This is a genomic window from Mesorhizobium sp. M0663 (assembly GCF_040320585.1).
GTDB lineage: Bacteria > Pseudomonadota > Alphaproteobacteria > Rhizobiales > Rhizobiaceae > Mesorhizobium.
Window position 1 is genome coordinate 17,618 of record NZ_JAMYPX010000013.1, and the last position, 14,820, is coordinate 32,437.

Consider the following 14,820-nt stretch of genomic DNA (forward strand, 5'->3'; position numbering starts at 1 on the left):
CGAATTGGAGGTGATCAGTCCTAATGATAGATCGATCGATCTGTTCTGTCGACTTCTTTGGACCGACTGCAATCCCTACATATGTTAGCTTGCGCCGTTCGGTCCGGTGACCGCCGGCCCGCTCCCTTATGCTCGCTCTACAGGACCGCCATGCCAGCGCTCGACACCATCCGCCAGCAGATCCGTGCCAATTATTTGCCCGACGAAGACCAGGCGGTGAAGCGGCTGGCCGAGGCGGCCGGGCTGTCCGCGCAAGACCGCAAGGCGATTTCGGCGCGTGCCGCCGATCTGGTGCGGGCGGTGCGCGGCTCGTCCGATCCGCGGCTGATGGAGGTGTTCCTGTCCGCCTATGGCCTGTCGACCAAGGAGGGCGTGGCGCTGATGTGCCTGGCCGAGGCGCTGCTGCGGGTGCCAGACACCGAGACGATGGACGACCTTATCGCCGACAAGATCGCGCCGCACGACTGGTCGGCGCATGCGGGCGGCTCGAGCTCGATCTTCATCAATGCGTCGACCTGGGCGCTGATGCTGACCGGCCGCGTGCTCGACGAGGGCGAGGGCGGCATCGAAGGCACGCTGCGCGCCATGGTGCGCCGGCTTGGCGAGCCGGTCATCCGCAAGGCCGTCGCCGCCGCCATGCGCGAAATGGGCGAGCAATTCGTGCTCGGCCGCACCATTGCCGAGGCGGTCAGGCGCGGCCGACCGATGACGCAGAAGGGCTATCTCTATTCTTTCGACATGCTGGGCGAGGCGGCCCGCACCGAGGCCGACGCGCTGCGCTACCTCAAGGCATATGCCGATGCCATCTCTTCGCTCGATGCCGGCGCCAACGGCCCCGACATCCGCCAGAACCACGGCATCTCGGTAAAACTGTCTGCGCTGCATCCGCGTTATGAAGTGACGCAGAAGGAAAAGATGCTGCCCGTCATGGCCGAGCGGCTGTTGTCGCTGGCGCTGGCGGCGCGCCATTCGCGCATGGGCCTCAACATCGACGCCGAGGAAGCCGACCGCCTCGATTTGTCGCTCGACGTCATCGAGCGGGTGCTGGCCGAACCGGAGCTTGCCGGCTGGAACGGTTTTGGCGTCGTCGTGCAGGCCTATGGCCCGCGCGCGGCCTTCGTCATCGACTGGCTCTACGAGCTGGCGAGGAAATACGACCGCAGCATCATGGTGCGGCTGGTCAAGGGTGCCTATTGGGACACCGAGATCAAGCGGGCGCAGACGCTCGGGCTCGACGGCTATCCGGTTTTTACCCGCAAGGCCAACACCGACGTCTCCTACCTGGCCTGCGCCAAGAAGCTGTTGGCGATGACCGATCGCATCTATCCGCAATTTGCCACCCACAACGCCCACACCGTCGCCGCCATCCTGTCGATGACGACGGAGCGCGATACGTTCGAGTTCCAGCGGCTGCATGGCATGGGCGAGGCGCTGCATGAGACGGTGCGGCGGGCCGAAGGCACGCGCTGCCGCATCTATGCGCCGGTCGGTGCGCATTCCGACCTGCTCGCCTATCTGGTCCGCCGGCTGCTCGAAAACGGCGCCAATTCCTCCTTTGTCCACCAGCTCACCGACGAGGAAGTCGAGCCCGAGGACATTGCCCGCGACCCGCTCGAAACGGTGGAGAAACAAGGTGCCGCCGCCAATCCAGCGATCGTGCCGCCGTCGGCAATCTTCGGTCCAGGCCGGCGCAATTCCAAGGGCTTCGATATCACCGACACGCTGACGCTGGCTGCGATCGACAAGGCGAGGGCCGAGTTCGCCGGGCCGGAGCGCTGGCACGCCAAGCCGGTCAGCCGCGCGGCCGGCTACGGCAAGCAGCGTCCGGTCGTCAATCCGGCAAAACCTTCGGAAGTGGTCGGCACGGTCAGCGAGGCCGGCGCCAAGCAGGTCGAGACCGCCGTGCGCATCGCCGTCGAGGCACAACCGGCATGGGCAAGACGGCCGGTCGCCGAGCGCGCTGCCATCCTCAACCGGGCGGCCGATCTCTACGAAGCAAACGCCGTCGAGTTCTTTGCACTCTCCGCCCGCGAGGCCGGCAAATCGCTCGCCGACGGCGTCGCCGAAGTGCGCGAGGCGGTCGATTTCCTGCGCTACTATGCGGCTGAGGCCGCCAATGCCGAGGCGGGCACCGAGGCGCGCGGCGCCATCGCCTGCATCTCGCCGTGGAATTTTCCGCTCGCCATCTTCACCGGGCAGATCGCGGCGGCACTCGTCACCGGTAATTCGGTGATCGCCAAGCCGGCCGAACAGACGCCGCTGATCGCCTTCCGCGCTGTCCAGTTGCTGCGCGAGGCCGGCGTGCCGGAGGATGTCATCCAGCTTCTGCCCGGCGACGGCCCCTCGGTCGGCGGCCCGCTGACCGCTGACCCGCGCATTGCCGGCGTCTGCTTCACCGGCTCGACCGAGGTCGCCAAGCTGATCGAAAAGCAGCTCGCCGACACCGCCGCGCCCGACGCCATGCTGATCGCCGAGACCGGCGGCCTGAACGCCATGATTGTCGATTCCACTGCGCTGCCCGAACAGGCGGTGCGCGACATCCTGGCCTCCGCCTTCCAGAGTGCCGGCCAGCGCTGCTCGGCATTGCGCATTCTCTACGTGCAGAAGGACGTCGAGAAGAAGATGCTTGAGATGCTGAAAGGCGCGATGGAAGCGCTCAGCCTCGGCGACCCGTGGCGGATATCGACCGATGTCGGTCCGGTCATCGATGACGAGGCGCAAGCGTCGATCCGTGACTATTGCACCAAAATGGGCCTGCAGGGCCGGCTGATCGCCAAGCTCGAAGCGCCGAAGGACGGCCGCTTCGTTGCGCCGCACGTCTTTCGGGTCAAGGGCATCGAGGAGTTGGAGCGCGAGGTGTTCGGGCCGGTGCTGCATGTCGCCACCTTCGATGCCGACGAGATTGATGCGGTGATCGCGGCGATCAACCGCAAGGGCTATGGCCTGACCTTCGGCCTGCACACCCGCATCGAAGGCCGCGCCCAGCATTTCGTCGATGGCATCCATGCCGGCAACATCTACGTCAACCGCAACCAGATCGGCGCCGTCGTCGGCGCGCAGCCGTTCGGCGGCGAGAGCCTTTCCGGCACCGGGCCGAAGGCCGGCGGCCCACATTATCTTCGACGCTTCCGCAAGGGACCGGAGGCCGGCACCCATCTTGCCGAAGGCCGCAAGGTGACTGCGACCGAGCTCGCCGACAATCTGCCGGACCCGGCGCTTGGCGGCTGGTCGACGCGTCCGGATCGTGTCGCCATCCTGAGGAAACATCTGCGCGGCAAGGGTGCCGCCGCCATCGGCACCGCCGCCGCCATCGATTTTGGCCAGGTCGACCTGCCCGGGCCGACCGGCGAGGCCAACACGCTGTCGCTGTCGCCGCGCGGGCGCGTGCTGTGCCTCGGTCCCGACGCGGATACGCTGCTTGCGCAGACGATCCAGGCGCTGGCCGCCGGCAATGCCGTGCTCGCCGTCGCACCCGGCGCGCCGGCAGCGCTGTCGGCGCTGACCGGCAAGGGCCTGCCGCTGGCGGCCATCGACGGCCGGCCGGCCCCGGTCGAAGCGCGCTCGCTGCGGGTCGATGTCGTGGCCTTTTCCGGCACGCCCGAGGCCGCGCGCATCGTGCGCAAGGTCATCGCCGAGCGCGCCGGCCCGATCGTGCCGCTGATCAGCGAAGTCTATTATCCGGCCGCCTACGCCCACGAGCGCGCCGTCTGCGTCGACACCACGGCGGCGGGCGGCAATGCCAGCCTGCTGGCCGCTGCGTAGGTTTCGCCAGGGTTCGCGCATCGCGGGGCAGGGGTGGCGCCGACTTTGGTATCCGCATGAGGACGATCGTTACCTGATACCGAGCGGCACTTCGAACTGCCAAGCCGAGCGACCGGCTCCTTCCGGAATAGGAGGAAACGGAGAAGCCCGGCGGACTGCGTCGAGTGCGGCTTTGTCCAGCGCGGCAACACCCGAACTGCCCGTCAGCCTGGCTGACCGGACGCTGCCGTTCGAGCCGACGGTAAAGGCAACGGTTGCTGTGCCGGTGGCGCGCGTGCGTGTCGAATTGAAGGCCCGCACCAGTTTTGACCTGATCTTGCCGGGATAGTTCGTGACGGCTGCATTGCCGATGCCTGATTTGCCGCCTCTGCTGGCGGTCAGGATCTTGCCGTCCTTCCTGCCGTCGGCCATGCCGCGCGCGACATCCGTTTCGTCACGGCCGCCGGAGCCGGCTTCTTTCTTCTTGGTGTCGGCTTTTGCCGCAGCCTTGCCCGCCTTCTTGCGCAGGGGCGGCTTTTCGGTTTCAGTCGGTTCGGCTTTTTTGACCGGCTTGTTCTTTGCGGTTGCCTTCTTCGGCTGCTTGGGCTCCGGCCTGTCCGGCTTCGGTTCTTCCGCCGCGCCGACTGTCTCGGTCGTCTGAACCGTTTCGGCCGGCGCCGGGTCGGCTGGTGCCGGCGCACTCGTCTCGGCAGGTTCGGCCGTTTCGACCGCGCTGACTGGCGGCGGCACGGCATTGTCGTCGGCGGGGACCAGCCTGTCTGTCGCAAGAATGTCGGGCGACGGGTCCTGGCGCGCCGGCTGGACAGGTTGCGCAGGCTCGGTCCGGTCGGCAACGGCAGCGGTTTCCGTGGCGGCCTCGTTGACCGGCTCAACCACTTCTTTGTCCGATGTCTCCGCCGGATCGGTGACCGGCTGGAGCGTCTCTTCCGCCGCGGCCGCCTGCGCCTCGACCGTTTCGACCGGCTTGGCGTCGAGCATGGTCACCATCGTCACGTTGGCCACTTCCGGATCGTCTCCGACATCGCCGGCCGCCTGCTGCGGGTCGGCGCCGAGCAGCATTTCGCCTTGCTGGTCGGCACCTTCGATGCTTGGCCGGTCGTCTGGCAGCGTGAGGAAGGCCAGCGCCACCGCCACGTGGAATGCGCAAGAGCAGGCGATCGCCACCGTCCAGTTGCGGCGCCGCCGCGTCTGTCGTGCCTGCCGCAATGGCTCCACAGGTACCGCAGTCAAGTCGCCGTCGACATCGGCGATGTAACTGTCTTCCGGCCTGTCGCGCGGCGAAACACGCAGCGCCCCGCGCGGGATGGCGAAATCCGGATCGTCCGGCTCCGGCGGCAGGAAACCGGCTAGTGGCCACGCCACGGTGTTTCGCGCGAATGCGGGTTCCAGTCCCAAATTCAGACCCCGAAGGCGATGCCGGTCCTGGTCTGCGTCTTCAGCCCGCGCATGCAGGCATTCGGCTCGGCGCCGGCGCATTCCGTGGCGCTGTTGATCAACACGCGGCTGATCTTGCCGCAATCGGTGCCGGCAAGGTCGAAACGCGTCACCTTGGTCTTGCCTGCCGGCAGCTCCTTGAAATCGAGCACGGTCAGCCGGTCGACGACGCCGGCCTCGTTGAACAGCGCGATCTCGAACGCCGCCTTGGAAAGACCGGCGCCGAGATTGTTGGTGACCACGAAGGTCAGGCGGCAGCCCTTGTCGGAAGGCTGCGCGCCGTTGAGCTCGAGGATCAGCGCCGGTGCTTGCTGTTGTGTCCACGCCGGAGCCGCGACAAGCGACATAGCCAGCGCCGCGGCGAACAGACGAAGGGATGCTGTCACGGCTTGCCTCATCGTCAGCCTCCAAACCTCATGGTCGCTGCCAGCTTCAGGGTGACGCCGGGCTCGTAGACGACACTCGTTGTCGATGCGTTCAGCGGGTTGGCGTATTTGACATCGAACAGATTGTCGGCGCGGAAATCGACCTCGAAATTGTCGGTCGCCTGGTAGCTGGCGAAGGCATTGACCAGCGTATAGTCCTTGGCCACCGGGTTGCCCTGCGGCTTGCCGTTGTATTGCACCTCGCCACCGATGGTCAGCCTGTCCTCGAGGAAGCGAAAGCCGAGTTGCCCGGTGATCTGTGAGGAGGGGACGGTGACAAGGTCCGCCCGTTCGCCTTCATAGGAAATCGTGTGGCCGTCGGTGAACGACGCCGAAAGCCCGGCAAAGCCCCAGGCGGCATCATAGACGCCCTCCATCTCGAAGCCGTGAATCTTGGCCTTGGCGAAATTCTGATACTGGAAGCAGATCGGTATGCCCGGACCGAACGGGCAGCCGCTGGTCGGGTCGAACGGCGATAGCGTTACGCCATCGATGTAATCGTCAACATTGTTGTTGAAATAGGCCGCCTTCAGCCGCAGCGCGTCATCAGCCTCGATGACGCCGTTGGTGCTGTAATTGACGCCAAACTCCACCGTCTTGCCGGTTTCGGGCTTGAGATTGGGATTGGGGAGGAACGGGAAGCTGACGCCGGCTGGATGGTTGCCGCTGATCAGGGTCTCCGACAGCGACGGAGAACGATAGCCTTCAGCGTAGGTGCCGTAAAATTGCAGCCCGGAAAGGTTGGCGCTCTCGAAGGGCGAAATGCCCACTGTGATGCGTGGCGACAGCCGGTCGCCAGAGGTTTCGCCGACATCACTGTGGAGCTTGTAGCTGTCGTAACGAAGCCCGGCGATGACCTCGAGCCAGTCCCAGGTGAGCTTGTCCTGAACGTAAGCGCCGGAGACGTTCCTGTTGCCCGAGGGCGTATAGAAGCTGTCGCCGCCCGCCGTGCCGCCTGTCTCGACATCGTCGCCAACCCAGTCGCCGCCATAGGTCAGCTCATGCGCGATTCCAACGGTCTCGAATCTCGACGTGTTCCAAATGTCGATGCCGGAGGTGCCGATGTCGAACGTCGATTTCGAACCCGCCGGCAAAACCACGGGCAGACCGGTGACCGGATCAAACCGGTTTTGCGCCACAAGGGTCGTCAGATCGAGCTTGGTCTTGTTGTAGGACGCGTTGATGTGGAGGTCGAGCCAGCTCTTGTCTTCGTCGGTGATGTTGTAGCGGGCCGTGAAGGTATTCGCCTTCAGGTCGGCGTCGTTCACCGGCGCGCTGCCGCTGGTCTCGGTCCATCCGTCGTTCGAGCCGATCCAGCCCAGCTTCAGCTCGCTGTTTTCGCTGGGGCGGATGGTCGTCTTGAGGAGGCCGCTCAAGACGTCGAAGCCGGTGCCCGCTACAGTGTCGCCGCCGCCATGCTTGTAGTCGTCATAGTCGCGGTAGACGATATTGCCGAGCACGTCCCAGTTCTCGTTGATCCGATAGGCGCCGGTGGCGCTGGTGGTCCAGCCTTTGCCGTTGGTTTCGTAGCGCCCAGTTGCGGATACCGCCCAGGTCTCGTCCGGCTTGAGGAAATCCTGCGCATCCTTGGTGTCGAAAAATACGACGCCGCCGATCGCCCCGGAGCCATAGGTGTTGGCGACCGGGCCGCGGATCACATCGACGGATTTGATCAATTCGGGATCGATGTAGAAGGTCGATTGCGTACCGTGATCCGAGCGCTGGAAATTCTGGCGGGCACCGTCGACGATGACGGAGACGCGGCCGAAATCCTGCAGGCCGCGGATGTTGATGCTGGAACTGACACGCCTTGCGTCGGCCTGGACGGCGACACCCGGCACACCGAACAGCATTTCGTTGGGCGTCGTCGCCATGCGGCGCTCGAGCTGTTCCTCGTCGACATGGCTGGCTGAAGCAAGCGACTCGATCGCCGTCTCGCCGGTACGGCTGAGGATCAGGATCTTGTCGAGCAGTGTGGTACCCGCCGGGGCCGGCTTTACCTTTTCGGGCTGTTGAGACGGGTCAGTCTGCTGCTGGTCGGCTGCCGGTTGGGCGGCCTGCTGGGCGCCGGCCGGTGTTGCGAGCAGCGGGATCGCCGCCGCGCCGGCCAGCAACGCGGCCATTTTGCTTGTCATAGAACAATGTGTCAGGCCGCTGCCCGCCAGCCGTCCCCAATTCGCCAACCCCATGCTGCAACTCCAAGAATCCATGTTCGATGCTGGCTGGCTTGGGGCTCGCTGGCATTTTTCATCGCGTCCGGCGTCTTAAATGTTGACTCATTTACTCCGGTATTGCACTGCTAGATAACATGATTATTCGAGTCAAGAATTGAATCGGCATTTCACGCAGGCGCCGAGCCAGATGCCAGGCACAGGAAAGGGATCGAACCCATGAACACGCACAATCCCAGCGACTTTCGCTATCGCGTCCGCCGTTCCGACGAAAATTCCGTCCGTTTCGACCGGGTCCAATCGGCCGTGAGAACGCTGTCCAGCAACACGCTGTTCCAGGGGGAGCACGAGATCGGCATCGAGCATCATGGTGCGCTGTACCGGCTGAAGATCACCCGGCAGGGCAAGCTCATCCTCAACAAGTAGGTGGTAGAAATGGACCAGCGCGTAAAACCCGCCCCACACGAGATCCGGCGGGCACGGGCAGACAATCCGAAAATGCGCGAGCGCGACCTCGCCGCCCAGCTCGGTATTTCGGAGGCCGAACTGGTCGCCGCGCATTGCGGCGACGGCGTCGTGCGCGTCGAGCCGCGTGTCAACGACCTTTTGACTGGCCTCGAAGCTGTCGGTGAGGTGATGGCGCTGACCCGCAACGAAAGCGCGGTGCACGAGAAGATCGGCGTCTACGACAAGGTCGTCACCGGCAATCACAATGCCATGGTGCTCGGTGAGAATATCGACCTGCGCATTTTCCCAAAAGTCTGGGCGCACGGCTTTGCCGTGGAAAAGCGCGATGGCGCCGACATCCGCCGCAGCCTGCAGTTCTTCGATACCGCAGGCGAGGCGGTACACAAGGTGCATCTCAGGCCAGCCTCCAACCTTTACGCCTATCAGAAACTGGTGGCCGGGCTGGAATCGCCGAACCAGGAGCCGCCGGTGGCGATTTCAGCGGGCACGGCCGACGAGACCGAGACTGCGGACAACCCGGCGAGCATCGACGATCTGCGCGACCGCTGGAGCCAGCTGACCGACGTGCATCAGTTCTTCGGCATGCTGAAGACACTGAAGATCAGCCGCCGACAGGCGGTGCGCATGGTCGGCCAGGACTACGCCTGGCTGGTCGACAAGGATGCGGTGAACGCCATGCTCAACCACGCCGCTGCTGGCGCCATGCCGATCATGTGCTTTGTCGGCAATCGCGGCTGCATTCAGATCCATTCCGGCCCCGTCGCCTCGATCAAGCCGATGGGACCATGGCTCAACGTGCTCGACGAGACCTTCCATCTGCACCTGCGGACCGACCACATCGATGAGGTCTGGGCCGTGCGCAAGCCGACCAAGGACGGCTATGTCACGTCGCTCGAAGTCTATGGCGCCGACGGCAAGATGATCATCCAGTTCTTCGGTAAGCGGCATGAAGGCGAAAGCGAGCGCGAAGACTGGCGCTTTCTGGCCGAAAACCTGCCGCGTATCCCAAGCCCGACCGCAGCTTGAGGAAAACGACGATGGTTCTTTTCTCCAGGCTGGCATCGGTCTCCAGGTCGGCGCTTGGTCCTGTGGCCGCTGTTTTCCTGGCCTTCGCCGCGCTGATGACGGCTCAAGCCGCCGAGGGCATCGCGACTTTCGCCGATCGCTCGAGGATCGTGGCTATTGGCGGCTCGATCACCGAGATCGTCTACGCGCTCGGTGAACAGGATCGTCTTGTCGCGCGCGATTCGACCAGCCGCTATCCGCAAGCGGCGGCGGAACTGCCTGATGTCGGCTACATGCGCCAGCTGTCGCCGGAGGGTGTGCTGTCGGTCAATCCGTCGGGCATATTGGCCCTGCACGGCAGCGGACCGAAGGAAGCCGTCGACGTCTTGAAGAAATCAAGCATCCCGTTCATCGAGGTGACCGAGCGCTATGATAATCAAGGCATTCTCGAAAAGATCCACATCGTCGGCAAGGCGCTCGGCACCGAGGCCAAGGCCGATGCGCTGGCGGTCCAGATCGATGCCAGGCTGAAGGCAGCCGAAAAGCAGACCGCCTCGATCAAGGATCGCAAGCGCATCCTGTTCGTGCTGTCGATGCAGGGCGGCAAGCTGCTTGCCGCCGGCAGCGACACCGCCGCCGACGGCATCATCAAGCTTTCGGGCGGCATCAACGCCGTCGACGGCATTGCCGGCTACAAGCAATTGTCGGACGAGGCAGTCATCACCGCCAGGCCCGACGTGATCCTGATGATGAACAATGCCGGACCGGCCACCGCGGATGACGAATTGTTTTCGAACCCTGCCGTGGCTTCGACGCCGGCGGGTGCCGCCCGCAAGCTGATCCGCATGGACGGCGGCTATCTGCTCGGCTTCGGCCCGCGCACGGCCGACGCCATCCACGACCTCGCCGTCTCGCTCTATGGCGGCCAGGTCACGGATTGAGCGCGATGGCCGATCATTCGATCGCCGGTGCGGCGGGCATCATGGCGACGGCAGCCGAGGGTGACCGTTCGCGGCGCGCCCGCCTCGTCGTCGTGCTGCTCTGCGTCGGGCTGGCTATCGCCGTGCTGTTGTCGCTGACCTCCGGCGCATCCGATGCCTCGGCCATCGGCGTCATGCATGACTGGCTGTTCGGCGCGTTGCCCGGCGACGCGGCGTTGAGCGCCCGCGACCACCTGATCATCCATGACATCCGTCTGCCGCGCATCATTATGGGCGTGCTGATCGGCGCATCGCTTGCCGTCTCCGGTGCCGTCATGCAGGGGCTGTTCCGCAATCCGCTGGCCGACCCCGGCCTGATCGGCGTTTCGGCCGGATCGAGCCTCGGTGCGGTCGCCGTCATCGTGCTTGGCTCGACCATGCTGGCGCCGCTGACTTCGGCGCTCGGCACGATGGCTTTGCCGCTGGCTGCGTTCTGCGGCGGGCTGGCGACGACATTGCTGCTCTATAAGGTCGCGACACGGCAAGGCCGGACCTCGGTCGCCACCATGCTGCTCGCCGGCATCGCGCTGGCGGCGCTTGCCATGGCGCTGACCGGCATCCTGATCTTCATGGCCGACGACCGGCAATTGCGCGACCTGACCTTTTGGCAGCTCGGCTCGCTGGGCGGCGCAACCTGGCAGAAGATCGGCTCGGTCGGGCCGGTCATCGTGCTGGCGCTGGCGGCAATGCCGTTCCTGGCGCGCGGCCTCAACGCGCTGGCGCTCGGCGAGGCCACGGCCGGCCATCTCGGCATTCCGGTGCAGCGGCTGAAATACACCGCGATTGTCGGCGTCTCGGCAGCGGTCGGCGCATCGGTCGCCGTCAGCGGCGGCATCGGTTTCGTCGGCATCGTCGTGCCGCATCTGCTGCGTCTGCTGATCGGCCCCGATAACCGTTATTTGCTGCCGGCATCGGCGCTGCTTGGTGCGGCGCTGCTGCTGTTGGCCGACGCCGTCGCCCGCACCATCGTCGCCCCAGCCGAATTGCCGATCGGCATCGTCACCGCGGTCGCCGGCGCACCGTTCTTCCTGTGGATCCTGCTGCGCAAGCGCGGCGTCATCGACCTGTGAAAGTTTGCCTATGATCGAAGCGCGGGATGTCTCGGTGGCGATCGGCGGCAAGGGCATTGTCGCCAATGTCGATTTCGAGGCGCGGCCCGGCGAAATCGCGGCCATCGTCGGCCCCAACGGTTCGGGCAAGACGACCTTCCTCCGAGCACTGTCCGGCGATCTTGGCTATTCGGGAGAGGTCACCGTCAACGGCCGCAATCTATCGGCGATGAAGCCGGTCGAGGCGGCGACGGTGCGCGCGGTGCTGCCGCAGGCGACGACGCTGTCGTTTCCGTTCACCGTGCGCGAGATCGTCAGGCTGGGCCTGGTCGGCGGGCGCTCCGGCGCGCTGTCCGGCGAGGACCAGCGCCTGCCCGAACGGGCGCTGGCTCGCGTCGACCTCGACGGTTTTGCCGGCCGCTTCTACCAGGAGCTGTCCGGCGGCGAGCAGCAGCGCGTGCAGCTTGCCCGCGTTCTGTGCCAGGTGTGGGAGCCGGTGCTCGACGGCAAGCCGCGCTATTTGTTCCTCGATGAGCCGGTGTCCAGCCTCGACATCAAACACCAGCTGATCATCATGGACATCGCGTGCGATTTCGCCAGACGCGGCGGCGGCGTGGTCGCCATCCTGCACGACCTCAATTTGACGGCGATGTATGCCGACCGGATTTTCGTCATGCATCGCGGCAGGCTCGCCGCTAGAGGTTCGCCGCAACAGGTGCTCAGCGACGAGCTGATCGAAAAGGTCTTCGATTGCCGGCTGAAGGTCGGTGTGTTGCCGGCCGCAAACATGCCGTTCGTATTGCCGCAGTCGGTCTGTTGATATCCAGGTGATGCCGGCCCGCAAATGGCGGTTTCCTGCGCTTCCGGTACTCACGTACCCAAACGTACGCTCCGTTCCGGTTCTCGGAACCCACCATTTTCGGCTCGGCCTGACCTGAATCTCAACAGACCTCACCAACTGAGATGCGACCAGAAATCAGGCGGCCGGCGCCCTTTGCACCAGCATGTCGATGCCGAGCAGGTGCCGCACATTCGGGCGCGCCGCCACCAGATCGGCGATCGTGTAGCGCGACAGCACGGCGAAGAAGGCGTTGAGCGCTTCGCGCAATGCCGAATTCAGCGCGCAGCTATCGACCAGCGGACATTCGGCGGCGTCGTTCTCGAAGCACTCGGCCATGGCAAAGCTTTCCTCCGTTACCCGCACGACATCGAACAGGCTGATTGATTCGGCCGCGCGGCCGAGCCTGACGCCGCCATTCCTGCCGCGCACCGTTTCGATCAGGCCGTTTTCGACCAGCGGCTGCAGGATCTTGAACAGGAAAAGTTCCGATACCGAATAGGCGGCGGCGATCTCGGGGATGCGGCTCAACCGCTCGGTGTTGGCGGCGCAATACATCAGAATGCGCATGGCGTAGTTGGTCTGACGGGTAAGCCGCATTGTGTCCTCACATAACAGTGGTTGGCGTCAATATGGCCTATAGTTTGGAACAATTCCAGACTGGCGCTGCATAATAGATGAATTCCGGCGTCAAGTTTGCGTGCACGATTGCGCGCACCGGAACCAGCGGCGCGCTTTCTGGGGCAGGCGACACTAGATAAGTTCGCATACACGATCAGGAGCGGCCCATCATGTCACGACCAGCCCCGGCATTTGCATCCGTCGCGTCCGTCCGGTTCGACGCCGATGCCGACGCCAAGCTTTCGGCGCTCAGGCGCACCAAGTTCGTTGCCGCCGCAGCGCTTGCGTTTTGCGTGCTGGTCTTTGCGGTGGCGAAATCGCTCGAGAGCCGGCATGCGTGGTTGGGCTTCGTCGCCGCTTTCGCCGAGGCGGCGACGATCGGCGGCCTGGCGGACTGGTATGCGGTGGTGGCGCTGTTTCGGCGGCCGCTTGGCCTGCCGATCCCGCATACGGCCATCATCCCGGAAAACCAGAATCGCATCGCCGACAATCTCGGCCGCTTCATCGAGGTGAATTTCCTGGCGCCGGAACCGGTGCGCGAAAAGCTCGCCGAGGTCGACTTTTCCGCGCTGGTCGCGGACTGGCTGGCCGACCCGAACCGCGCCGCCGATTTGTCGCGCTTCGTCGGCCGGCTGGTGCCGCAGACGCTGGCGGCGGTCGAGCAATCCGGACTGCGCGGCTTCGTCACCAGCCGTATGCTGGAGCAGATCGAAAAGGTGCCGCTGGCGCCGCTCGCCGCCGAGCTGCTGTCGGCGCTGACTGACGATCGCCGCCACCAGAAATTATTCGACGAGTTCACCAAGGTGGTCGGCCGCTTCCTGAGCGACGAGCAGGCGCTGGCGACGATGCGCGAGAAGATCCGCGAGGAACTGCCGTCGCTGTTCAACCTGTTTCGCGCCGACGCCTATCTGTTGAAGAAGATCATTGCGTCGGCCGGCTCGCTGCTCGATGAGGTGCGGGCCGATCCGCACCATCCGATGCGAGCCGAATTCGACCTTTTCGTCGAAACCTTCGTCGAGCGGTTGAGGACATCCAAACAATATGCCAGGCGCGCTGAAAAGCTGAAGCGCGATTTCCTTGCCCGGCCAGAGCTCAGCGCGCTGGCCGGCGATATGTGGGACAGCCTGCGGCTGTTCATCGAACAGGACGCCAAGGCGCCGAATTCGATGATCCGCGACCATCTCGCCACCATGTTCGTCGAGGTCGGCCGCCATCTTGCCGACGACGCGCAGATCAGGGCCGACATGAACCAGGGGTTCATCGTGGCGCTGGCGTCCTTCGTCGAAAGCCAGAAGAGCGGCGTGTCGAAGTTCATCGCCGACCAGGTCAAGCGCTGGGACCTCGCGCAACTGACAAGGCTTATCGAAATGAACATCGGCAAGGACCTGCAATATATCCGCTTCAACGGCATGATCATCGGTGGCCTTGCCGGGCTCGTGCTCTACACTGCCGAACGGCTGTTTCTTGTCGGCTGACTCGTCCGAATGGACCGCTGAGCTTCGCTGCACTATCTTCCGTGCAGTGGCGGCGTTCACGGCAACAAGGGGGAGAGAACCAGCATGGCAAAACGACCGGAGTCCGAGTCCTTCATCGACATGTTCGGCAAGTTCGGCCGCGACCTGAAGCTGCCGAATGTCGACGTCGAGGCGATCCTCGCCCACCACGCCAAGAACCTGGAAGCGCTGGAGAAGTCGGCACGGGCGAGCGCCGCTGGAGCCTCGGCGCTGTTGTCAAGGCAACGCGAGATGCTGCAGGACACGCTGCGCGAAATCACCGACATGGCACAAAGCTACAGAGCGCCCGGCAATCCGCAGGAAATGATGCAGAAGCAGGCGGCGTTCGCCAGGAAATCCTTCGAGACCGCGCTGAAGAATGCCGGCGAGATGGCCGAACTGGCGAGGGCGTCCGGCACCGAATCGATCGAAATCCTGCGCAGCCGCATCAAGGAGGCGATGGAGGAGATCCGCGCCGGCCACGACAAGAGGTAGCTGTTCCCCGGCAGCACACTTGCCGGCGGCGAAGACTGGCGGTTCGCGGGCCGAAGATTATGCGCTGGAATCGCATTGG

At 64.6% G+C, this 14,820-nt stretch carries 12 protein-coding genes; 8 read left to right on the top strand and 4 right to left on the bottom strand.

The features are described from left to right. Window positions 1–150: 150 nt before the first annotated feature. On the top strand, window positions 151–3,762 hold the full coding sequence (gene putA, locus NKI54_RS21285) for a bifunctional proline dehydrogenase/L-glutamate gamma-semialdehyde dehydrogenase PutA (RefSeq protein WP_352692336.1): 3,612 nt from the start codon (window positions 151–153) through the stop codon (window positions 3,760–3,762). A 69-nt stretch (window positions 3,763–3,831) separates the two neighbouring features. Here the strand turns inward: putA and NKI54_RS21290 are convergent, their stop codons facing one another. Genes NKI54_RS21290 through NKI54_RS21300 form a run of 3 tightly spaced genes read right to left on the bottom strand, consistent with a single transcriptional unit; the run spans window position 3,832 to window position 7,810 of the window. Continuing rightward, window positions 3,832–5,124 carry a TonB family protein gene (locus NKI54_RS21290; RefSeq protein ID WP_352692337.1) on the bottom strand — a complete coding sequence of 431 codons (1,293 nt, stop codon included), beginning with the start codon at window positions 5,122–5,124 and terminating at the stop codon, window positions 3,832–3,834. 35 nt (window positions 5,125–5,159) lie between these two features. Next, a complete protein-coding gene (locus NKI54_RS21295) occupies window positions 5,160–5,594 on the bottom strand; it encodes a hypothetical protein (protein ID WP_502898237.1) in 435 nt (144 codons plus the stop codon). 2 nt (window positions 5,595–5,596) lie between these two features. Continuing rightward, a complete protein-coding gene (locus NKI54_RS21300) occupies window positions 5,597–7,810 on the bottom strand; it encodes a TonB-dependent hemoglobin/transferrin/lactoferrin family receptor (protein WP_502898238.1) in 2,214 nt (737 codons plus the stop codon). Between the two features lie 201 nt (window positions 7,811–8,011). On the opposite strand from NKI54_RS21300, the gene hemP reads away from it, so the two are divergent. Genes hemP through NKI54_RS21325 form a run of 5 tightly spaced genes read left to right on the top strand, consistent with a single transcriptional unit; the run spans window position 8,012 to window position 12,114 of the window. Continuing rightward, window positions 8,012–8,218, top strand: a complete 207-nt coding sequence (hemP, locus tag NKI54_RS21305; RefSeq protein ID WP_352451949.1) for a hemin uptake protein HemP — start codon at window positions 8,012–8,014, stop codon at window positions 8,216–8,218. A 9-nt stretch (window positions 8,219–8,227) separates the two neighbouring features. Beyond that, the gene (locus NKI54_RS21310; RefSeq protein ID WP_352635559.1) at window positions 8,228–9,286 is read left to right on the top strand and encodes a hemin-degrading factor; all 1,059 of its coding nucleotides are present in this window, start codon (window positions 8,228–8,230) and stop codon (window positions 9,284–9,286) included. An 11-nt stretch (window positions 9,287–9,297) separates the two neighbouring features. Beyond that, window positions 9,298–10,206, top strand: a complete 909-nt coding sequence (locus tag NKI54_RS21315) for a heme/hemin ABC transporter substrate-binding protein (RefSeq protein ID WP_352587793.1) — start codon at window positions 9,298–9,300, stop codon at window positions 10,204–10,206. A gap of 5 nt (window positions 10,207–10,211) precedes the next feature. Continuing rightward, window positions 10,212–11,315: a FecCD family ABC transporter permease gene (locus tag NKI54_RS21320; protein WP_352635557.1), complete on the top strand. Its 1,104-nt coding sequence runs from the start codon at window positions 10,212–10,214 to the stop codon at window positions 11,313–11,315. A gap of 10 nt (window positions 11,316–11,325) precedes the next feature. Next, window positions 11,326–12,114 carry a heme ABC transporter ATP-binding protein gene (locus tag NKI54_RS21325; RefSeq protein WP_352692338.1) on the top strand — a complete coding sequence of 263 codons (789 nt, stop codon included), beginning with the start codon at window positions 11,326–11,328 and terminating at the stop codon, window positions 12,112–12,114. Window positions 12,115–12,270: 156 nt separating this feature from the next. Here NKI54_RS21325 and rirA read toward each other — a convergent pair whose 3' ends face one another. Then, window positions 12,271–12,732, bottom strand: coding sequence for an iron-responsive transcriptional regulator RirA (gene rirA, locus NKI54_RS21330; protein ID WP_023676431.1), 462 nt, complete (start codon window positions 12,730–12,732; stop codon window positions 12,271–12,273). A 191-nt stretch (window positions 12,733–12,923) separates the two neighbouring features. Between rirA and NKI54_RS21335 the strand changes: the two genes are divergently transcribed. After that, on the top strand, window positions 12,924–14,228 hold the full coding sequence (locus tag NKI54_RS21335; RefSeq protein WP_352454554.1) for a DUF445 domain-containing protein: 1,305 nt from the start codon (window positions 12,924–12,926) through the stop codon (window positions 14,226–14,228). Window positions 14,229–14,312: 84 nt separating this feature from the next. After that, window positions 14,313–14,741 (top strand): phasin family protein, encoded by a 429-nt coding sequence (locus NKI54_RS21340; protein ID WP_023676429.1) that lies wholly within the window; start codon window positions 14,313–14,315, stop codon window positions 14,739–14,741. The last annotated feature ends 79 nt before the right edge of the window (window positions 14,742–14,820 follow it).

Excerpts from the sequence above, each read along its gene's own strand:
- putA (WP_352692336.1), top strand. The coding sequence starts at position 151 with ATGCCAGCGCTCGACACCATCCGCCAGCAGATCCGTGCCAATTATTTG.
- NKI54_RS21295 (WP_502898237.1), bottom strand. The coding sequence starts at position 5,594 with ATGAGGCAAGCCGTGACAGCATCCCTTCGTCTGTTCGCCGCGGCGCTG.
- NKI54_RS21300 (WP_502898238.1), bottom strand. The coding sequence starts at position 7,810 with ATGGGGTTGGCGAATTGGGGACGGCTGGCGGGCAGCGGCCTGACACAT.
- hemP (WP_352451949.1), top strand. The coding sequence starts at position 8,012 with ATGAACACGCACAATCCCAGCGACTTTCGCTATCGCGTCCGCCGTTCC.
- NKI54_RS21310 (WP_352635559.1), top strand. The coding sequence starts at position 8,228 with ATGGACCAGCGCGTAAAACCCGCCCCACACGAGATCCGGCGGGCACGG.
- NKI54_RS21315 (WP_352587793.1), top strand. The coding sequence starts at position 9,298 with ATGGTTCTTTTCTCCAGGCTGGCATCGGTCTCCAGGTCGGCGCTTGGT.
- NKI54_RS21320 (WP_352635557.1), top strand. The coding sequence starts at position 10,212 with ATGGCCGATCATTCGATCGCCGGTGCGGCGGGCATCATGGCGACGGCA.
- NKI54_RS21325 (WP_352692338.1), top strand. The coding sequence starts at position 11,326 with ATGATCGAAGCGCGGGATGTCTCGGTGGCGATCGGCGGCAAGGGCATT.
- rirA (WP_023676431.1), bottom strand. The coding sequence starts at position 12,732 with ATGCGGCTTACCCGTCAGACCAACTACGCCATGCGCATTCTGATGTAT.
- NKI54_RS21335 (WP_352454554.1), top strand. The coding sequence starts at position 12,924 with ATGTCACGACCAGCCCCGGCATTTGCATCCGTCGCGTCCGTCCGGTTC.
- NKI54_RS21340 (WP_023676429.1), top strand. The coding sequence starts at position 14,313 with ATGGCAAAACGACCGGAGTCCGAGTCCTTCATCGACATGTTCGGCAAG.